The sequence below is a fragment of the Thermoanaerobaculia bacterium genome, assembly GCA_035593605.1.
GTDB lineage: Bacteria > Acidobacteriota > Thermoanaerobaculia > UBA2201 > DAOSWS01 > DAOSWS01.
In genome coordinates this window covers 16,204-37,669 of record DAOSWS010000032.1, presented here as the reverse complement: position 1 = coordinate 37,669, position 21,466 = coordinate 16,204, and the positions used below count along the sequence as shown (strand labels likewise).

Annotated in this window: 15 protein-coding genes; 7 read left to right on the top strand and 8 right to left on the bottom strand. The window is 49.4% G+C overall.

The features are described 5' to 3' along the window. Positions 1–305: 305 nt before the first annotated feature. Together PLD04_13225 and PLD04_13220 are read right to left on the bottom strand one after the other, a co-directional pair. A complete protein-coding gene (locus PLD04_13225) occupies positions 306–1,745 on the bottom strand; it encodes a hypothetical protein (GenBank protein HXK69291.1) in 1,440 nt (479 codons plus the stop codon). Between the two features lie 81 nt (positions 1,746–1,826). After that, positions 1,827–3,893, bottom strand: coding sequence for a hypothetical protein (locus tag PLD04_13220; GenBank protein ID HXK69290.1), 2,067 nt, complete (start codon positions 3,891–3,893; stop codon positions 1,827–1,829). A gap of 569 nt (positions 3,894–4,462) precedes the next feature. On the opposite strand from PLD04_13220, the gene PLD04_13215 reads away from it, so the two are divergent. The 3 genes from PLD04_13215 (at position 4,463) to PLD04_13205 (ending at position 8,960) form a co-directional block, all read left to right on the top strand. Beyond that, on the top strand, positions 4,463–7,636 hold the full coding sequence (locus PLD04_13215; GenBank protein ID HXK69289.1) for a M6 family metalloprotease domain-containing protein: 3,174 nt from the start codon (positions 4,463–4,465) through the stop codon (positions 7,634–7,636). A gap of 490 nt (positions 7,637–8,126) precedes the next feature. Further along, positions 8,127–8,339: a helix-turn-helix transcriptional regulator gene (locus PLD04_13210; protein ID HXK69288.1), complete on the top strand. Its 213-nt coding sequence runs from the start codon at positions 8,127–8,129 to the stop codon at positions 8,337–8,339. A 33-nt stretch (positions 8,340–8,372) separates the two neighbouring features. Next, complete coding sequence (locus PLD04_13205) at positions 8,373–8,960, top strand: hypothetical protein (protein ID HXK69287.1); 588 nt, start codon at positions 8,373–8,375, stop codon at positions 8,958–8,960. Positions 8,961–8,987: 27 nt separating this feature from the next. Here PLD04_13205 and PLD04_13200 read toward each other — a convergent pair whose 3' ends face one another. Genes PLD04_13200 through PLD04_13190 form a run of 3 tightly spaced genes read right to left on the bottom strand, consistent with a single transcriptional unit; the run spans position 8,988 to position 11,427 of the window. Continuing rightward, on the bottom strand, positions 8,988–9,491 hold the full coding sequence (locus PLD04_13200; protein HXK69286.1) for a hypothetical protein: 504 nt from the start codon (positions 9,489–9,491) through the stop codon (positions 8,988–8,990). Then, the gene (locus PLD04_13195; protein ID HXK69285.1) at positions 9,488–10,804 is read right to left on the bottom strand and encodes a hypothetical protein; all 1,317 of its coding nucleotides are present in this window, start codon (positions 10,802–10,804) and stop codon (positions 9,488–9,490) included. The genes PLD04_13200 and PLD04_13195 overlap by 4 nt, the downstream gene beginning before the upstream one ends. After that, a complete protein-coding gene (locus PLD04_13190; GenBank protein HXK69284.1) occupies positions 10,801–11,427 on the bottom strand; it encodes a sigma-70 family RNA polymerase sigma factor in 627 nt (208 codons plus the stop codon). Before PLD04_13190 ends, PLD04_13195 begins: the two co-directional genes overlap by 4 nt. Positions 11,428–11,708: 281 nt before the next feature. Here PLD04_13190 and PLD04_13185 point away from each other — a divergent pair, with 281 nt between their 5' ends. Next, on the top strand, positions 11,709–13,787 hold the full coding sequence (locus PLD04_13185) for a transglutaminase-like domain-containing protein (GenBank protein ID HXK69283.1): 2,079 nt from the start codon (positions 11,709–11,711) through the stop codon (positions 13,785–13,787). Here the strand turns inward: PLD04_13185 and PLD04_13180 are convergent. Continuing rightward, positions 13,757–14,011 (bottom strand): hypothetical protein, encoded by a 255-nt coding sequence (locus PLD04_13180; protein HXK69282.1) that lies wholly within the window; start codon positions 14,009–14,011, stop codon positions 13,757–13,759. The genes PLD04_13185 and PLD04_13180 overlap by 31 nt on opposite strands. Between PLD04_13180 and PLD04_13175 the strand changes: the two genes are divergently transcribed. Further along, the gene (locus PLD04_13175; GenBank protein ID HXK69281.1) at positions 14,010–14,819 is read left to right on the top strand and encodes a hypothetical protein; all 810 of its coding nucleotides are present in this window, start codon (positions 14,010–14,012) and stop codon (positions 14,817–14,819) included. The two genes, PLD04_13180 and PLD04_13175, sit on opposite strands and share 2 nt — an antisense overlap. A 2-nt stretch (positions 14,820–14,821) precedes the next feature. Then, on the top strand, positions 14,822–15,418 hold the full coding sequence (locus PLD04_13170) for a hypothetical protein (GenBank protein ID HXK69280.1): 597 nt from the start codon (positions 14,822–14,824) through the stop codon (positions 15,416–15,418). 23 nt (positions 15,419–15,441) lie between these two features. Here PLD04_13170 and PLD04_13165 read toward each other — a convergent pair whose 3' ends face one another. Together PLD04_13165 and PLD04_13160 are read right to left on the bottom strand one after the other, a co-directional pair. Then, a complete protein-coding gene (locus PLD04_13165; protein ID HXK69279.1) occupies positions 15,442–16,371 on the bottom strand; it encodes a creatininase family protein in 930 nt (309 codons plus the stop codon). 67 nt (positions 16,372–16,438) lie between these two features. Then, positions 16,439–17,701 (bottom strand): SpoIIE family protein phosphatase, encoded by a 1,263-nt coding sequence (locus tag PLD04_13160; GenBank protein ID HXK69278.1) that lies wholly within the window; start codon positions 17,699–17,701, stop codon positions 16,439–16,441. Positions 17,702–17,832: 131 nt separating this feature from the next. Here PLD04_13160 and PLD04_13155 point away from each other — a divergent pair, with 131 nt between their 5' ends. Beyond that, the gene (locus PLD04_13155; protein HXK69277.1) at positions 17,833–21,465 is read left to right on the top strand and encodes an adenylate/guanylate cyclase domain-containing protein; all 3,633 of its coding nucleotides are present in this window, start codon (positions 17,833–17,835) and stop codon (positions 21,463–21,465) included. Position 21,466: the final 1 nt, after the last annotated feature.

Below are 21,466 nucleotides of genomic sequence, written 5' to 3'. Positions count from 1 at the left end.
AATGGGCTTTAAAACACTAACACAGAATCTGGATCAGTTTTTGGGGGGCAGGTCACCGTCGTTATTGCACTTTCGGGGTGTCACCCTCGATGAACTGTCAAACGTGAGCCGGGGGCACCACCTTTCTTTGTTTAGCACGTAACCTCAACAATATGTGATATTTACTGGGGTTCTAAATGCGTCCTCCAGAGTTCCCCTCCCATAGTCATCATGCTATTAAGTCACTGACAACAGAACTCTTGTAGAGTTCGATAGTCCTTTACCCCTAAGACTAGATACTTATTTTATCGAACAGGGTGGAAACATCAATCTGCTATTCGCTTTTCAAGTTTCACGGGTGCATGATTGCTTCCGAAAAGGCCGGTTCCAATTTCGATTTCTCGCTCATCGATCACAGAGAAACTCCCTTCCCAATCCACTGCAATGGTTTTAACGTTGTAAACGCCAGGCTCTAATGTTGACGTATCTAAATCAATCTTCCATGAGGAAGGGCCTTCAAATGGTCTCGTGTGGTGGCGGGAAGAATCAAATACATTATCATCCTCTGCAAATTCCTCCGCAATCATCATAGTATCACCGATTCTGATATAAACACCCTTCACTCCGTCGTCATCTGAAGCACTCCCCCAAAAGTGAACGATATCGTTTTCATAGGAAACGTGAATAGTACTTTTAGGCTTTGAAATGTCTTTTCCGACAGGCTCAAAGCGATAAATTGAAGTCTCTCCTGCTACATAAAGAATGTTGTTGATTACTTTCAATGCATACGGAGTTGTAGCAAGATCATTCAATCCAACTATAGGAACAACATCCCAAGGTATTGTAGGATCAAAATTCAGTAAGTGATTTCCACAACCATATTCTGTACCATAGATCCAATTTTCATGGCCATATAGTTCTTGAATATCAATCCTTTGACACATTCCTGGAGGGAACTCGATCGGTTTCCCCACAGGCCAAATGTAATCTTCAGTATCCGTTTGTATAAGTTCGTTGTAATATTGAGTAATCAGCCATTGCTTATAGTTTTGTGACGTATTACTTACATATTGGTAATCGTAATAAATATAATCACAAAAACGGCAGCTAAAAGCATATTCTTCTTGGTTCTGGTAGGCTTCATCAATAGTCGCATATTGCACATCACAATAAGCGGATCCCCATGCCCATAAAAAACGATCCTGCAAAAAAATCAGGTTGAGCTGTGAAAGCGGACTATCATCTCCACACTCAACATCAGGTAAAGACACCCTTATAACAGTTGTTTTGTAATCGGGAAAATGGAAAGCTAGTGGTGTCACATAATAATAGTTTGTCGATAATGGATTATCATCAAGAAGATCCCAAGGGCATACAATATAATCTTTGCCGACATCACAGCGTCCCATAGAGTAGTTGCTAGGAAACCCGCTTACTGCAAACCCTCTAATCTGCGTCTCTTCATAGATTATTTCATGATTAAAATGGTAGATTAATGTGGGTTGGATTGGATTTGTTAGATCGAAAAAATATACACCATTGTTATTCCAATCAGTATAGTAAGGGACAATCAATTGGTTTTTCCAGCGATAGAGGCGCGGAATTAAAGTTGTGGGATTTGGCATAGCCAAAGTGCTCTTCAATATGGGTACATCTGAAAGCGTGTCATAGATTCCGATTGCTTCTCTGTTAGAAGTGTAAAGATACCCTCCATAAAAGAGAAAATCATATGCGGGAGGTGAAACGGATAGTGTATCAATAGGCACAAGGGGTGCATAAGTGTCACATAAGATCGTTGAACTGACCAAAAAAAGTGACATTCCCAGAATAAACAGGTACTTCATTACTTATTGCCCAGGCAAAGGCGTCAAAAAATTAAGTTTCATAAGACTATCCAGTTGGCTCTTTTTTCCATCCAAAGGCATACCCGGAGACAACCAATCCCTAAGAAAGTCATTCAGCGAATGGTAGCCTGAAGGGTCCCAATTCCGCAAAGCTCCTACTGACAGGCTGACCTGATCCCTATAAACTGTTGTATTTGGGTCTGGATCTGCATTTGATGCCTGTCTTTCATCAATAAAGCAATTCCCCACTTCACTGTAGAAAGCTTGATCAAACAAATCCCATAGGAATGAACCGACGACGAGCTCATCTTTCCAAGCGGTATCATAGCTGTCGTCAAGCTGTGAACATTGCAAATATGATTTACATCTACTGCAATTAAAGACTTCATCAGTGTTCTTGTCACCGTATGGATAGCAAAAATAGTTATCTTGAAGGTACAATGGCTGATTAAGAGAATGATCCATATAAAGAGCAAACCAATGCGCAAAACCTTCCGTGAAAACTGTCGTGGAGTCGTCAATTGCGAAACAAAGTTGATGACCTTCCCCTGCCCAAAGAAAGCCTCCCTGCATGTTCGCTTGGAACAGGTGCCCCGCCTCATGAGAAAGAGGTTCGGTGAAGGTCCAATAAGAGCCGACCTTATCTCCATAAGCTAAAATTGGACTGGGGACTTGGTCGTCTTTTGCCCACACCGCCATAGTAAAGTGTGGGATATTAAAATCAGCGTATTTGCTACAGTAACAGGCGGAAAACTGTGTATAGGCAACAGGAAGTGCCTTAGATTGCCAAAAGGAACTGATAGTTCTTAAATGATCAAAAATGATAAAACTCTGTGGATTTTCGACCTGATCGTCATCCAAGGCGTAATAACCATGCACTTGCCATTCTTCTTCTTTTCCAGACTGGGTGAGCCATTCATCGATTTGGTGGAGGTACAATCCAGTATCGTAGTTACAACCAAGGTCAAAATCTATAGAATCATAGCGTAGATTCGCATCCAATAGAATCTGCGATTCGCTTCCTAAAGTATATACGGGAATTGCACACTCTCCAGTTGGCCCATCACAAGAAACTGTCCTGGTATCACACTCTCCGACTTTAACATCACCTAACGAGGTAATGCCTGATAATCGAATGATGGGGGGATCCATATTGGGATAGACTCCGTTCGGGGCGTAAGCAATTGTAACCCTAGCAGTTCCGGTTGAGTCAGTTACAACACGATATCGAACTGTCTTCAAATAGGTGAAATTGGTGCAGATATCTGTCACCCAAATTCTAGAGTATAAGTAGAAAACGGTATTTTTAATCGTTCTACAAGTGTATCCGAAAAATGGTTTTTTAAAGGTATTATAGGCACGAAACTTAATCGTTGCCTGTTTGTTCTGGAAGAGGGGAAGACTGGGAGTTTGTGAGATTGAGGCAGTGTAGCAGGGGTATGTCTTTGTTGGATTGACGATTACCGTGTCTACATATCTTGGATCGCTCACGGCTGTATTAAGAAATTCTTCTGAATAAATCTCTTCCTCGGTCTCAATTGGGAGGTCCAGATTGTTTTCAACGGGGAAGTTAATTTCATCATGTGGCCAATTCTCGATAGCAATTTGAAGACCGTTGGCTTTAAGCTCTTCAAGATCTCGGTGCGCGTGCAGTTTTGCTTTTGATTTTACGTCTGCAATAAATATGTCATCAACTGCATTCTTGTAAATCTGCTCTGGGATAGTATGCACATTCCCCTGATCAACTCTAAAGTATGAATAAGCTTCTGCCCAATTCTGTCCATCTTCAGAGACAACAAAAGACGTTAATCGATAATAACCATCTTCAGGGAATTGGATTATGGATGTTCCCGTTTGAATAGCTTGGGATACCAGAACCAGTTCATCAGGATCAGTTTGAATAACTTCTACTCCCCGTCCAGTAACCCCTAAAGCGCAGAGATAAGTGTCATCACTTAAAGTGTACGCAGAGTTAGTGATCTCTATCTGGTTCCTGGTTCCTGGTACCTTCTGGGAACTTGAATCAATGTATAGTGGGTTAGAAACGGAGGAAAAGAGAAAGGAGGTCAAGAAGATGAAGAAAAGGGTTAAGTATATATATAGGCGGTTTAGGTGATTTAATAGAAAAATGTCTCATTGTATCCCCCTGAGAATGATTTAGAAATACTATACCATAACTGCCAAATCCTGAATATCTTCGTCTTCCCGTGAGAGAAAATAGTTGCGAAACTTGTCCTGGCAGGTGCACTTCTGACTCCCTCAATTAATCCCAATATCCCAGCTAAAAGTCGTAATTCGGCGATGGACTTGCGCTCAGAAGAAGGATCCCCGGGTTCATTGGCCTCGCTGTGCTCGACCATCCTTTGCTCTACCGAGATGCTGCGCATACATCTCGGGAGCACAGGATCGAATCAAGCATGCCGGGGGCATTTCTGACTCCCTCAACCATCTTCCACATTTCAGTTGACAGTCAGGTATCGACGATGGAAATACACAATCCGAACAAAAAGAGGAAAACATTGATTTGCTTAATAATGCTATAATCGCCCCAGTGCCGCAAGGGCATATGAATTTGAATTTTTCAAATATTTTAGAATTCGTTGCGCATTCTGCTCTGCTTGGGGAATGGAGAGCTTTTTATGATCGAGCAATCGAGCAGGAACGCGTTGCTGTCGGCATCGAAACAGGGATGGATCACGGTTATCTGGTTGTGCGCCTTGATGGTGTTACTTTCAACGGGAACGGGCTGGGCGGTCAAAGCCAATCCGTTCCCTTATACGTTAACGCAGCCTGACGGAACCACGATCGGCCTCCGGATGATCGGAGATGAACGGATCGTTTTTTATGAAACGGAAGCGGGTCGTACGATCCTGCGGAGGGATGACGGCTGGTGGGTGTACGCTGACCCGAACTCCAATGGACAGGCGGCCCTTGAACCCACCCCTCTGCGCGTTGGGGTAGATGCGGTACCGGCGGACTGGCCGCTCCATATCCGCCCGCACCTTGATCCTTCCAGCCTGCGGATCCCGTTCCAAATGCCTCATGACGGTTCCATCCGTTCGCTGTTCCTGTCCCAGGGCTATGGCACCTCCAGGGAATCCGCCGCCAGCCGGGGCACGAATGCGGTCAATCCCACATCCCTGACCCTGCCCGTGCTGGTCATTCTGGTGGAGTTCAGCGATTGGAAACATACCACGGGTCCCGGCACACCCCTGCCAACCGAACCGGACTACCAACCCGTCTCTGGCCAGCCGAACTCGGCGGCCAGCTGGCAGATTCTGTTCGGCGACCCCTCGGTGCCGGGCGGTCTGAACCACTATTTCAACGAAGTGAGCTACGGCCAGTTCCAATGGCAGGTGGAGGTGGCGCAAAACGGTCTGGGCAGCGGCACGGTGGTTAATGATGGATGGTACGTCAACCCTGAAACGATGGCCTACTGGGGAACGGATAAGAAGCAGGGATCGTATTGCAACAGCGATTCCGCCAATACAAAGATCTACAACCTGCCGCAGTGGGCGATCACGGCGGCGGACCCGGATGTGGACTACTCTAAATACGACACGAACGGGGACGGGACCATCACCGACGCTGAATTGATGATCTTTGTCATCCACGCCCGCCCCGGGCAGGAAAATTACGGCGACGATTGCTGGGGAGGGGATCCACAGCACCATATCTGGTCACATCAATGGATCCTCTTCGCCAACGTCGACACGGATGACGGCGTTACCTTCTCCAGCACGCACGGATATTCCCTTAATCCGGAGTTCGAACCCGGCCTGGACCGCAGCGTCACCCCGTACGAGGTGCTGGACAAGTGGTATGGTGTCGGCGTGTACGCCCATGAGGGGTTCCACACCCTGGGCGGACCCGATCTCTACGACTACGACTACGACGCCAATGTGGCAGGCGAGTGGGACCTGATGGATAACGGCAGCTACAACGGCGCCAAATCCGGTATGCAACCCTCCCACATGGGTACCCCGTTAAAATTCGATATCGAGCTCAACAACAGCACCAGCAGCTTCGGCTGGATCTTCGACGCCGACATTCAGGATCTGTACACGGCCTCCACTCACCACGAGGGTATGTACCAGATCGACGCCCTGGGCGGATCGTCACGCTCCAATGTGATGCACCGGATTATTACGCCCAATGATTCAGGGGAATGGTTCGTCCTGGAAAACCGTGCGCCCTCGGGTTACTATGAGCCGTTTCTCCCCGAATACGGACTCCTCGTTTGGCATCGTGACGTCAGCGGATCCCGGGATGATTGGCCCTATAAAGCGGCTGTCGAGCGGCGCGGATGGGCCGACACCTTAGCCGGCTTAAACTCGGGCACAGCCGGTGCCGCGTTCTCCCTCGACGACGGAGAGGTGGAGTTGACCACCACCACCGATCCGAGCAACGCCTTGAACAATGACAACGCCTCCGGTCTGTTGAATATCCGTTGCATTGGCGCCGAAACCGCCACCATAGGATATATCTACGGCAGCATCTCCGGCCCGAATCCCGATTTCGCGGGCAGTACGCTGGCAGACCCTGAAGGAGATAATGATCTATTTCTGGACAATGGTGAGACGGCGGTCATGACCGTCAACATCTCCAATTCGAGCTGTGCAGGAGAAGCCGCTTCGGGCACTGTTTTCGCCCTCGGCGTGTCGCCCCAGAGCGATATCCCTGCTTCTGCAGTCGTCATCACACCGTCCGCCTATACGCTCGGGACGATTGAAGCCGGCCAGACGGTTCAACGGGAATTCACCATCACGCTGCTGTGTGATCCTGCGGGATACGCCGGCCAGATCCTGACCTTTGCCTACACGGTCACGGGAAGTAATTTCAGCGCCGTTACGGGCTCCTTTTCACGGGAAACCGATAAGGATTATCTAATCATCGAGGATATGGAGAGTCCAGTGGGGTGGACCGGCACATTTATCGGTGAGGTCAGCGCTTGCTCTTCGGCCGCCGGCCACGGCGATTGGACCTGGTCCACCGAACGGTACCATAGCCCCAGTCACAGCTTTCACAGCCCCGAAGAAACCGAAAATGTCTGTTACGCAGATCCCGAGGAATCCCTGGTCAGCCCTAATATCATCATTCCGGCGGGGATCTCGCTCAAGGAATTAACCTTCTGGCATGCCGCCGACATCCCCTGCCCCCAATCCAGCCGAGCCCGAGTCTGGATCTCCGTGGACAACGGGGGAACCTGGACACGGGTGGATTCCTTTTACAAAGACGGCGGCGACCTTAGCTGGGAACAAACCCGCCTCAACCTCACCGCTCTGGCCGGCGTCACCCAATTCCGGTTCAAATTTGTGATGTACACCTATGAATGCTGGTCCGGTTGCGAGGGTACGGAGGGCTGGTACATCGATGATATATCCATTATCGTGGACGAGATGCAGCCTCCACTGTGCGGCACGACCGCCGTCCCCGTCCCCAGCGGCGTCGAGTCGGGCACCAGTCCCCTTCGGGTGACCAAAGCCGACGGGGCCGGCGATCCCAATGACCTGACTATAACCTGGGACACCTCTCATTGCGTCTCCGCTCGCTATCACCTCCTGTGGGGGAGAGGAAGCAACCTGGCCACCTATACGCTTTTGGGTGCCTCCCCCTCCTGCGACATCACCTCCCCCTACACATGGGAAGACACCGATTCCGTTGAAGCACTCCTGTGGTTTCTGGTGGCAGGGGATGATGACGCCGGTCTGGAAGGCGGCTGGGGAACCGATTCGTGGGGGGCGCCCCGAAGCGTCACCCCATCGGGATTCTGCGCCACCACAGGCATCAGCACTGCCGCCTGTAGCCCTTGATGTACCGGAAACAGTACACTGAAGACACTTGACTCCCGGGGGACGGGACAACGGACCCACCACCTCCCCGTCCCCCGGAACGGATTCTCCGGAAAAGGGTTGGATTTGTCCTCGAATTTGGGTTACGCGGGTGGACTCGGATGACAGACACACCCACACCCTCCCCTGTCGACCTCCCGGGATTACTTATCTTGTGTGGACTCGGATGACAGACACCCACACACCCTCCCCTGTCGACCTCCTGGGATTACTTATCTGGGGTACGTTGGCCTCGCTCTGCTCGACCATCCTTTGCTCAACCGGGATGCTGCGCAGACATCTCGGGAGCGCAGGATCGGTACAAGCATGCCGGGGGTATGTTCACCTTCCTACCTTCTCAGCGAGGAAAGTTTACCTAATACGATAAAATATAAATGTCTTACAAATATAAATTTATGTAATACATAAAATATTTGTTGACAAATATAAAATTTTGCATTATCGTAGAGGTATGGCTATCGAAGTAAACCTCGATCTGGTCCTTGTGAAACGGAAAACATCCCTGACCGAGCTTTCCGAGCGTATCGGAATTTCCCTGACCAATCTCTCCCTTCTCAAGACGGGAAGAGTCAAGGGAATCCGGTTCTCCACGCTGGAGGCCATCTGCAGGGAACTGGAATGTCAACCGGGGGATATTCTGGAGTATGTCCCCGATTTCGTCTGACTTTCAGATAAAGGTGAATGAAGGAGGTAAGACATGGAAGAAAAAACGTACACCCTGGAAGGATGGCTGGCTATCGTTAGCGGATGCCTCGTACTCCCCGGAATGGTCATGGCCATTCTTGCAGATACCGCTTTTGCACATTTCGGTGGCTTTAAATTGTTATGGCTAATCGTATCGGGAATTCAGATGGGGCTTTCGATCTATGTTTTTTACCGGTTTCGCGATTTCCTTCATGATCGTTTTCAGTTCCACGCCGTGGATACACTGATTCCACTCATCATTGCGGGAAGCTGTCTTATTTTTATCATCTTGAGTGCCGGGCGTATCGTGACAACCCCTGAAGAAATCCGTCTGAAGATCCTCTTTATTATTGCATTAGTCCTGGTGGGGATTCCCACCTCGATCCTGGGAATCATCTTTGCCGTGAAATTATTGGGACTTCCGGATAATCTACATGGCCTTCTGAAACCCTACGCGTACCTGACGATCATCTCCATGGTCTTTTTCCTTACCATTATTCTCGGCTTTCTCGGGGCCATCGTCGCTGCCGTCACAGATATTCTTCTGGGAATGATTTACTTGCGATCGAATCGCCCTCCGGATGAGGTAGAGTTTGTCTGATCCGGGAAGAGTGAATCGATTCGGGATTTACTTCCCATCGGGTGGAGCGGGATTCAAAGCTTCAGAAATTGCCTTTGCCTCTTCAAGAGTATAGTGTCCCTGGACCAGAGCGCGGCCCGCGGTCAGCTGGGCCCGGATCGTCGGTGCCGTCATGATATTCCCATCGAGAAGAATGGCCAGGCGTTCGCCGATATGCTCCCCGGTCAGGCGTGCCAGTTTCTTTGCCCCCTCTTCGTTAAAGAGAATTCCGATTCCTGCTCCCTCCGGCATCTCCTCCGGCCAGGCCTTCTCAATGTCCACATTGGAGAGCGCCGCCTCCGGAGACAGGTACAGCATTGTTCCCTCACCCTGGGGATATTCCTGTTCCATCCATCCTTCCACAGGGGTCTCCGAGACCAGTCTCATCTCCAGTATATGGCTGGAGGATGGTTCGGATTTCTCCTGAGCTGCCAGTAGCCCGGCAAAGAGGGTAAGAAGAGCCGCGAGGGTGATCCGGGTCCACGTTCGACGCATCCTTGTTCCTGATGTCATGGTGTATCCTCCCTGGGTTGAATGACTTCCGGTCTTGCGTTTTCAATATAACGGGTTTCGATATCCGCTGCAGTCTGACCCAACCGTGAAAGATCCAGCGTCAGATTCGTTGCAATCAGGTTGCGCGAATTGATAACCAGCCGTTCCTCATCGTTCCAGTTTACGATCATAAGCGGAGGGGAAGGTGCCGCCAGGGCGTTCCGCAGGGTATCCGCGGAGTCACGCCGTAACTCCAGCGTGATACGGATGAGCGGCGGTGCGGAATTATCCCCCTCCTCCGTTACCTCCTCGATGGAGGATACCCTGAGAATATCGTGCCGCGAAAGGATGGGTTCAGGCGCATCTTCCAGGCCAATGGAAACGGCTGCATTCTTTGCAAGATGAGCATCTGAATAGGATTGAACGATGCGCTTTCGTTCTTTTACCTGGTAGTCGTCGGGAGGATCCATGCGAAAGATGGCTTCATCCAGGGCACGGTTCCACTCCAGGTGATCGTAGGCTGTATAGACCTGATTTTTTTCTGAATCAAGAAAGTCCAGCTCGACAAGTACCGGAAGGGTGGTAACCGGAGAGACCCATACGTGGAGGGTTCCACTGCCCATCCCGGAAGGAAGCACCGGAAACAGCGCGTTCAGCGATGCTCGAAATCCTTTCAGTGTTTCCCCTTTCCAATCCCGCGTCCCCACGGCACGGGCTTCATCGGATGAAATTTGTTTGAGACGCCTTAGACTTTCGGCGACATAATCCTGGGGAGGCTGAGAAAGGGATCTTTCTCCCAGATAAATATGGGTAACGTGAAGTGCGGAACGAATTCCGGGAATGAGAATAAGTTCTTCCGCAGAATGGTCTCCCCTCTTTCGAATCGTGATTACGGAGGGTTCCTGGCTGTCGAGGTCCTGGACTTCTTCCCGTGAGAGGCCCGGATCCCGGTAATAGAAGAATATCTGGATCGTCCGTTCCTCACCAGTCTGATTCACGATTCGGGAAGATGCCCTCCCCTGCAGCGTTGAAGCCCGCGAGAGCTCCTGAATCACATCGGCCCATGTGACTCCGACGGGCGACTCCGTCGGCCAGATGCCCAGAAAGAGAATGGCCAGAAGGATAAGAATGGCCGGGACCGCAACCCTCAGTCCCGGGCCAATGCTCAGGCCGACATGGCGATCGCCTGTTTCATCCATCTCTCGAAACAACCGCTGAAGGATGGAGGCCTTGCGATCCCGGGGCATAAAAACCGGAGGCTCTGCATGTTTTACCAGCCTGGCCATGTTTTCATCCACCTTTGTATCTTCGTACGGATCGATTGTGTGATTCACAGTGCCTCCTTTCCTGATAGTATTTCTGCTTCCTTATCTGTCTCTGTAAGAATTGCACGGAGAGCTCCTCTCGCGCGATGAAGCAGCACCTTTACATTGCTTTCCGAGATTCCCTCATGTTCGGCGATATCCCTTATAGAACGTTCCTCATGGTAAAAGCGCAGAAGAATATTGCGATATCGACCCGGCAGGGAGGCAAGGGCCGCGGCGATCCAGCTTCTGACTTCCTTGTTCTGTAGAAGATCATCGGGCAGTGGGGTCTGTGTGATCCACCGCGCAAATTCACCCCTGTGAAAGGGCTCCTTCTCGCTCCTCCCAAAAATCGGGAAAAATCTTCTTCTCCGCTTCAGCGTCTTCCGGATTTGATTTCTTGCCATATAGGTCAGCCAGGGCAGCATCGAACCCCTGGCTGGATCAAACGACTCCAGGCGGCGTAAAGCTACCAGAAAGGTTTCCTGCGTGAGGTCGGATGCCAGGTCGGAATCCCGCCCGACCCGGTAATAAATGAAGGTATAGACAGCATCGGAATAGGTCTCAAACCAGGACTGTACGGATTCTTTTTTTCGATTCCGCAGGTCGTTATAATCGAACAGAGGGGTCGGTTCATCGAGTTGACGTGTCATCGTAGGTCTATGTCTCTTCAGAGGACAAAAGTTACAAAGGATTGCTCCCGGTGTCCGCGATTCCCTTTCGAGGGATCTTCTGTCACGCTCCAACCTCAGTGTAACAGGTTTCCTTCTGAACGGACATCGAATCAGATTTAGCGACCGTACGTATAAACCCATGGATAGGGGTTGACAATTGTCAACATATCTCTTATAGTATATTTAGTATGTAGTATTTGTTCTTTAGAGTTATCAGGCTGCAGGATGAGTCCGGGGACAAAATTGGGAAGGAGGATGTAATGAAAGTCAAGATACGAATCGTAATTGCTGCATCATTGCTGATCGGGATCTGGATTCCGGCGGCTCTCGCAGAAAGTGGAGCGTCGTACACCTATGCGGCGGAGATCAGGGGCAAGATCTGCGGGTATGCCACGACATCCATCCAGAAGGATGAGGTGGATGGCAAACCGGTTGTGACGTTAACGGATGACGTAAAAATCAAAGTCTCCCTTCTCGGGGCGACTGTGGATACGGAAATCCGGACAACCTGTAAAACAGATCCCGATTATAAGGCCTTTACCTACCAGCAGATCGACATCGACCAGGGAACTTTCAAAATGGGGGCCAGCACGGTCATCGAAAACGGGAAAGCCCGCGTGACCATGAAACCCGAAGGGACCACCAAGGTCGTAGAACTTCCTCCCGATGTCATCCTTGAAAACGGAATCTTTTTCCCCCACCTGGTCCGAGATTTCATGACGAATAAGATGGATGCGGCCAATTACAATGTCTTCGATTCTCTGGACGCTCAAATTCAGAAAACCCGCTATACAAAGCGGGGGGAGGAAAGCATACCTCTTCTTGGCAGGTCCTTTGAGGCTCTGGTTCTCGATGAGGTAAATCTGGTCACGGGAGCCAAGGCTACGTGGTGGCTGGACCGTTCGACCGGCCAGATGCTCAAGGTCGAGTTTCCGGGCCGGGTCATATACCTCGCCGATCCGTCGATTCGGGATACGATCACGACCATTCCCATCGATGACGACATCTTCGCAAAGGTAGACATCCCCATTTCGAACTTCAAATCGATCACCTATGTAAAAGTGAAGGCAACCCTTGAGCCCATTGGTGCGTGGATCACGCCGGAAAGCCTCAACATTACCGGTCAGATCTTTACGGGTACCGTGAAGGACAACCTGATCGAGGGTATCTTTGAAATCGAACACAGGAAGTACAACGGGGAAAATGCTCCTCCCTTTCCGCCCTCCTTCAAGGGAGAAAAGGATCTCCTCCCCTACCTGGAACCGGAGGATTTCATTGAATCGGCGGATCCGGTATTAATCGCCAGGGCTGAAGAAATCACGAAAGGTGCGAAGGATGCCTGGGAGGCAGCCATCCGACTCAGCGAATGGGTGGCCAACGAAATTTCCTATGACATCCCCGGGGGAGGAGGAGCCCGCAACACCTATGATCTGCGGGTCGGAGAGTGCGGGGCTCACTCCAGGCTCTTTGCCGCCTTCTGCCGCGCGGTCGGGATTCCCGCCCGGGTCGTGTGGGGCTGTATGCTGGTCCCCAACCGGGGCGGAAGTTTCGGACAGCATGGCTGGAACGAAATCTATATGGGGCAGGGACGCTGGATTCCCATTGACACTACGGCAAAGGAAATTGATTATGCCGATTCCGGTCACCTCCGCATTGCGACCCTCCAATCGAAGAGCACACGGTTCAACCCGAAAAGCATGGAGATTCTGGACTGGAGAGCTGGCGATCTCAAGAAGGGTGACGAACTCAAGAGTGACAATCTGGAAAAATACCAGCGCTTTCTTGGCAAGTACAAAGGACCGGCAGACAAGGTATTTACCGTGAAAGTGCAAAACAACCACCTGGCCGTGGATATCCCGGGGCAGATGGCCTTTGAGCTCGCAGAACCTGACGCGGAAGGGAAGCGTGCCTTTCTCCTGACTGACCAGGTAAAGGTGGTATTTAAAGAAACCAGCGTTGGCAAAGTCACCACACTGGTTCTTTACCAGGACGTTCGCCTGCCCAAAAAAGAAAACCCTGAATCGATCGAAGCCGATGTACCGGAATCCTTTCAGCCGTACCTGGGCTCCTACCCGGTACCAATGGCCCAGATGGAGCTCACGGTCGTTTATAAGAATGGAAACCTGGCCATTCACGATCCTCAAAAAGGGATTGTTCATTTGAAAGACACCGGGGACAGGGGGGTCTGGATTGACGAATTTGATCAGAACCGCATTTCCTTCGCGACCCGAGAAGACGGTAAAGTCCTTGCCCTTGTGATTCATCAAATGTATGACTTTCACCGGATTACGGAGGAAGAGGCTGCTGCTCAGGAACCGGCGGGGGCAAAAAAACCATGACAATAAACAGGATCATGATCGATTTCAGCGGGACCATGATCGTTTCCATTTCTCATAAAGATTACCGCTTGTACAGAGATGAACTGGCTTTCGATCAGCTTTGCGAGAACATGGGGCACGTCTTCTCCGGTTTCTTTTCTCTCTTCCTTAAGGGCAGAGAAGATCAGATCCTCGACCAACTGGATACAGTGAAGTTGTCCACGTTTTCCTAAGGAGGCAGCCATGGGACCATCCTCGAGAAAATTGAAATTAGATTTCGGACTGGCAATGTTTATACCGGCTGTCGTGACTCTTGTCATTCTTGCCTTCGTTTTTTACCTCTTCGGTCCCCGGCAGGCCATGGTAACGGGAGGTGCGTTTTTTCTCCTCTATTCCGCCTGGTCCGCCCTGGCTTTCTTCCGTGTACGGAACCCCAACTTTCTGGTATCTATCGCCTATCTCCTATCGATCAGTGCTGTCTTTTTTTCCATGGCCCACGCCGGGCCTCACGCCCCTCTCGTTCGTCTATTCATGATCATTCTTGTGATCCTGTTCTTCTGGATGGTCTATATTTTCGCGACAAAGCGGCTAAAATGGCGGGGAAGGGAAGTCTTTGAACTTGCCGCACAGCCGGTTACCCGCGCAGAAAACGGATTCACGGAGCGCCCCCTCGCGGCGGCCCGGGCGGAATACACCAGGGATGAGGTGCGCTCCTTTGCTCTCTTTTCTCTCCGGCATCTGATTGCATGGCCCTATGAAGAGAACGACAGGATCATCCTGGTCCCGATCATGATGGGCCAGGAATGGGCCTACCTCTATGGTCTTGTTCCACCGCACGAGGGACGATCCTGGGTCTCCTTTGACCGGGACGGACATGTCAGTGTCTCGATTTCGAAAGATATGTACCTTGAATTCAAAGAAGATCTGACCTTTGATCAGCTCTGCGCTTCGTTGGCCCATCTTTTTATTGAATTTCTGGACCTGCACAGGAAAGGGAACGGCGTCCGGATCCTGGACCGCATGAATGCCCTGAAGATTGGACCGGTACATTGATGATGGACTTCTCCACCGCTGCCCGGCTAGGATCCCTGATCTCCAAAGATTACGCTGAGGCTTTTTTTCAACTGCTGGTCAATTACCGGACCATTTCCGCTTCGGAGGCGGCATCAAGGCTCGGCCTCCATATCCAGACCGCTCAGGACTTCCTGGAGAATTTATCGGGCCTGGGTGTTCTGAGCAAAGAAGAGGTCCATGAAGGGAAAAGACCCTACTTCCGATACACGTTAACGGTGGATCGCATTACTATCGAGGTCGATTTCAAGGATTTCATCCCTGAACCAATCCGGGACCCGGAAACATCCCAGCGGATTCGCGAGAAAACCGATTCAGGGGCAAGGTTTTCCACAGCTCGGAATGGGAATGCTCTAAGCAGCGTTTCTGTCTGGACGGGAAAAGGCCGAGAGCTGAAGGAGAGGCGCATCAACCTCACCCGGGCCCAGGGGCGATTTCTCTTTCACCTCCCCTTCCCCAATGCGGCCCCTCTCACAGTTCAGGACATTATGGCCAAAGCGGGTGTTTCAGAAGATCACCTGCCAGAGGTAATGGATATCATATCCGTTCTGACTGAAGCGATGGTGATCGAAACCGTCTGATTCTGAAGACGCAGGAATCATCTTTACTCCGAGGCTGCGGGACCGGTTGTGACAGGCTCGGTTGTCTTCCACGCTTCGATAAACCGCACAGCACCTTCTACCACGTAATCGATTCGCTTTTGTCCATGTTCCGCCGTTGCATCGTTTGGATCGTTGAAGGACCACACTCCATTGCTGGAAAGCTCATGACTCGCCCCTCCTTTACCGGTTTCCGATGGGACAGCCAGGAGCGCTTCAAACACGACGGCCAGGGATGGCGCATCTTCCGCCGCGGTCCCGATTTTCTCCATCCTGGATGTCATGTGGATCTGAGGTTTTTCCGCTCGATCCATTCTTACAAGATCCGGGCGGACGGCAAGAAGCATGGAGGTCTCATCCTTCCCCGCGTGCCAGTCAAAGAAATCAATTTGAATGCCTTCCGGAGGCTCCAGGGATTCATGAATGCTCCCCCCCTCGGCAATGGCTACAGCCACTGCCTCCGTTTCGTGATTAATCCGGTGGATCACCCGGGTCTGAACAATATTGTTTCCCCCGTGGAAGTTGAAAAACAGAATCCGATGAAAGCCATGTCCAATCAGCATCTGCGAAGTCTCAAAGAGTACCTGCACCATCGTATCGGGCGTAAGGCTCAGCGTCCCCGGGAAGCCTCCATGGTATCGGCTGTACCCGACGGTAAGGACAGGAGCCACCACAACTCCCGTTTTACGGGATATTTCCTTTGACATCTCCCTGGCCAGAAAATAATCAGATCCCAGAGGCAGGTGGGGACCGTGCTGTTCCGTGCTTCCCAGCGGAATAATCACCATGTCATTCGTCTTCAAATAGTCCTGTACATCCACCCAGCTCATTTCCTGAAGAATTTTTGCTGCGTCTTTTCTCGCCGTATCCGCTGCAAGAAATCCGGCAATCAGGACCATTACGGCCACACAACATGATTTCTTTGAAAAGGACATTCCTCACCTCCTGAGCACTGATACGAAGAACGGAATAATGAGTTCTTTGGGAAGATGAACTGGATGACTAATTGCGATTTACAACAATCAGGGTGCGATCGTCATTTCCCTGCGTTCCCTTTTGAAAATCGAGAATGTCCTGATGGATCCCTGTAATAATGTCTCGAGGGGAACCGGGTGAATGCCGGGTCAATGATCCCTGTACGCCTTCGATTCCGAATTCTTCGTCATCTGGATCCAGGGTCTCGTTGAATCCGTCACTGTAAAGGCAGGCCGATTCTCCGGGATACAACTCCAACGGGAGACAATCAAAAAATCGATCCGGGAGAATGCCAAGGGGAAGCCCGGTCGAAGGATAGGATCGCTCTGCCCCGGAACCCGCAACCAGAATCGGCGGATGTCCCGCACTGACGTATTCCATCTCTCCATTCTGTCTGATCCGAAGAAAAATCCCTGTAGCATAGTGTTCTCCGTTCAGGGTTGCATGGAGATAGTCGTTGAGTTCATGGACAAATCCCGACATGCTGACATTGCTCGTCAACCGAAGGGAAAGATAGATGTGAAGCGCGCTGGCGACCATGGCCGCCCCCACGCCCTTTCCGGACACATCGATAAGAACGATGTGAGCGGCCTCTTCGTCCGAATAAAAATTAAAGAAATCACCTGCGACCTCATAACAGGGGATGAAGAGGCTGGCAACGGTGAATCCCTTGATATCCGGATCTTCAGATGGCAGAAGGCTCTGCTGGATATCGTGGGCCACCTTGATTTCCTGGGCCATCCGCGCCCGCTCCATGCTGTCCGCGTAATATTGAGCATTTTTCACAGCCAGGGCGACAAAAGTTGAGATATCCTCTAAAAACGAAATGTCCGAATCTTCAAAGGCTCCGGATCGCTTATTGACAAGCTGCAGAACTCCGATCACTTCTCCCTGGTGATCCTTCAGGGGAAAACAGATCAGGTTCCGCGTATGAAATCCGTATCGCTCATCGATAATCGAGGAGAATTGATGATCCTCCTGGACATCTTCCCGGATAACGGAGGTGCCTCGTTCAGCCACCAGGCCGGCGATTCCCTCACCCGGGTTTAATACGATTTTGGAAATTTTGTGACTTGAAATAATGTGCTTCGATTCCAGGCATCCATCCGAGTTGAGAAAGTAGATCGTTCCGCCATCAGTTCCCAATTCCTGTACAGATAGTTTTAGAAAGGTAGCCAGAATATCATCCAGTTCCAGCGTGGAATGGATCTGCTTTGCAAGGTCCAGAATTTTCCGTGAGCGATTGTCAGCAGGATGTATCGCCTCATGCACCATAATATTCTTCCCCATTCCTTAATTCAAATACAGATGATTATCGAACAAACCAAGTCTTCTTAGTGTAGCAAAAGAATCTGACCACAACAATTATTAAATAATCAATGTTTCATCTCCGTATGACGATAAAATCCCCAAATACTTCTATGTCACGAATCTCTGAATGGTATACTTCCATCGTGGATATTGGATCATTTCTTCCCCAGATCGTCCGACAGTATGACCGCAATAAACCGTGGGAAGAATGGATCCATGGTACGGTCCTTTTCGCCGATGTTTCCGGATTCACGGCGATGTCCGAAACACTGTCCGTGCTGGGAGCCGAGGGCGCAGAGCTGTTGACCGATATTATAAATCGATATTTTGCCTCCATGATTCGATTGATTCACAACCACGGCGGTCAGGTCATGAAATTTGGGGGAGATGCAATCCTATGTTTTTTCCCTGGCGAGGATTCACTTCACAGAACACTTTACACAGCAACCCTGATGCAGGATGGGATGAAACGATTTCAACGAATTAAGACACCCGTTAAATATTTTTCACTAAAAATGAAGATAGGAGTTGCCGAAGGAACAATATTGCTGGCGGGGATCGGGAACTCTAATTCTCGATGTGACTACATTTTTGCCGGCAGTGCCGTAGACTTCTCTTCCGAGGCTGAGCATCATGCAAAATCGGGCGAAATCATCCTTCTTGCCAGACAGGATCCGAAAAGAATCAAAGGTCTTGAATACGAAGAATTGAAATCATCGATGTTTCGCATTCTTCGCATACCAGAAGCGGGAAGAGTAAAGGAGGTTGACCAGGGCATTAACGACCATACAGATTCTTTTTCATCCTTTATTATTCCTGAAATTCAGGAAATGGTATCCACTGGACGAGAACACCATGCAGGAGCACTTTTAACAATCATCCCTGTTTTTTTTAAATTTTCTGGTTTTACTTATACAAAAAAGGTGTTTGATCTTCATAAGTTCAATGAATTTTTCACTGCCGTCATGGATATCACAACAAAATTTGACGGCCGGTTGAACAGGATCAGCATGGGAGATAAAGGAAGCACATTTCTGATCCTCTTTGGTGCCCCCACCCCCAAAGAGCAGATTGAACAGCAGGCATCCCAATGGTCCATCGAAGTAAAACAAATGATACTTGAGAACTACGAGAACATCTCATTAGGAATCGGGATGAATTCGGGTCGTGCTTTTACCGGTATTGTCGGGGGTTCAGGTCGATGGGATTACACGGTGATGGGAAGTACGGTCAACCTGTCGGCCCGAATCATGCAAAGTGCAGAAGAGAATCAGATTTGCACCAGCGAGACAGTGAGAGATAAAGCAAGTAAGAATTTCAGATTTAAAAAACTGGGCATGCGGGAATTTAAGGGGATAGCTCAATCCACACCCATATATGAGTTACTGGAAAGGCAAAGATTTTCCCAGGCTGTTTTTCTCCGAGAGAGCATTTTTGATCGGAAAGAAGAGACAAAAACGATTCTTACTCTCATGGAAACAGCTAAAGCAGGAAAACCCTCCCTGGTCATCCTGGAAGGTGAAGCCGGTGTTGGAAAAACATTTCTTTCAAACCATATTTTGTCAATCGCACAGTCGCAACAATGGCAATGTATTGCGGGAAAGGGGGAAATAAGCCGAAGTAACCATGCCTACGGACCCTGGGTTGATATCTTTCTGGAGTTTCTATTTCAGGGTGACATCCCGACCTTCAAAACCCTTCAGCGCACTCTTCCCAATATTGACCGCGACTATCTACCCTGGCTTGCTGAATTTTTCGGAACCGTTATTCCAGAAGAGGTTAAGATTCAGAAGTATGACGAATCCTCCAGTAAAAACATACTCCACCATATTCTGAGCCAGCTTCTGCTTCAATTGACAGACGAAAAAAACATTCTTCTTTTCCTGGATGACCTGCACTGGTTTGACACTCTCTCCATGGAATTACTGGTTTCGTTAATGAATCATTTACGAAATCAGCCTCTTTTCATTCTATCGACTTCCCGTCCTGATCGCGAAAAATCTGAATTGGACGATCGCATCGGTTGTTATACCATCCCTCTCGAGAACTTCAGCCCCGAAGGGCTTCAAGATTTGGCAGGTGAAATACTTGGAGGCCCCATGGGGGACTCGCTGAAGGATCTCGTTATTCGCAGTACTCGGGGGAACCCTCTGATTGCCCGGCAACTTCTGGAATATTTACAGGGAGCGAATCTTCTCCAGCGACGCCTTGGGGAATGGGTCCCGCAAAGCCATGCCAGGATCGAACACCTTCAGGGAACCGAAGACATTATCCTTGCAAGAATCGAAAAGCTGACACTGACCCAGAGGGCACACCTGATGCTGGCCTCCTGCTTCGGAAATCAGTTTCATCTTTTACATCTTAAGGAAGTCATGGGAAAAGATTTCGTCCAAACAGCCATTCTGGACCTGGATCGTGCGGGTTATTTTCTTGAGAAATCGATAACTTCCCGGGTCTTTTCCCACACACTAGTGAGGGAAACAATCTATCGAATGATCCCATCAAGGGTTCGCCGGAAGTCCCATAAGAAAATTTCCGGAGTCCTTGAACGTGCTCTTTCCGAAGATGTCCATCCTGAATACTCTGTTGTTGCAGATCACTACAGCCTGGCCGGTGAAAAGAAAAAATCTTTAGAATTCAGCAACCTCGCTGCCGATCAGCTCTTTCATCAATGCTCTTTTCATGAAGCATCAAAATACTATGAAAGGACCTATGATCTACTAAAATTTACTCGGGATCACAAAAAATGGGATATTGCGCACCGGCTTGTTATGGCTCGGATGAAGTCGGGAAAAGTTTTCGATGCCCTGACTTTATCAAAGAGAATTCGCAAGCTTCTTCGGAAAAAGGATCCCGTGGAATACAAAAATCAGTTTCTCCTCGCCCAATTCGATTGCATGGAAAAACTGGGTAAATATTCCTATATCAACTCGGCAGAAAAAATGCTCTCTGCGATTCACAAAGACTATTATGACCAGCTACTGTACCTGATTGGTGTTGCTCATTTTCGCCATGGAGATTTTGATCAAGCACGCCGTTGCTTTGAAATAATCGTATCAAAGGAGAATGTAGTTCTGGACTTCCGAATTCTTGCTCTTTATTTCCTTGCTTCCATTGCAAAGGGCGACAAACAATTTGACCATGCCCTGACCCTTCTTGTGAGGGCAACCAATATAGCCAGAAGCTGCATGAACCTCCATCAGGAACTTCGAGTTCAAATCGAATTCGCGAATGTTCTTATCGAATGTCAATTTTTAAACACTGCAAGAGAAGTATTTACAAACTTAATACCACAGATTGAAGCTCAAGGCGACTATTATTTGCTCAGCGGGATTCTGCTTAACCTTAGCAACCTGGAGATGTACACAAACAGGTTGGATGAAGCACTATCATTGGTAGATGAAGCAGGAGAAATATTTCAATCTCTCGGCATTAAAAGCGGCCTGGCAGAATCCTATAACTACAGAGGGATTGCCTGCTATTACAAAGAGCTGTTTCAAGAAGCCTATGACAATTACTCTAAAGCAGCTTCATTCTTCAAGGAAATCCACGAGAAAGAAAAACTCTGCCATTGTTATATAAACCTTGCCGAAGTCTGCCTGAATCTGGATAAACCGGAGGAATCGCGAAAGTGGTTTAACGAGGGTTTGAAATCATTCCCCGTCGCAGAAAATCCGGGATTGAAAGAATCTTATGATTCCGTCGCGGAAGCCATGAGGCAATACATCGCATCCCATTCTTGAT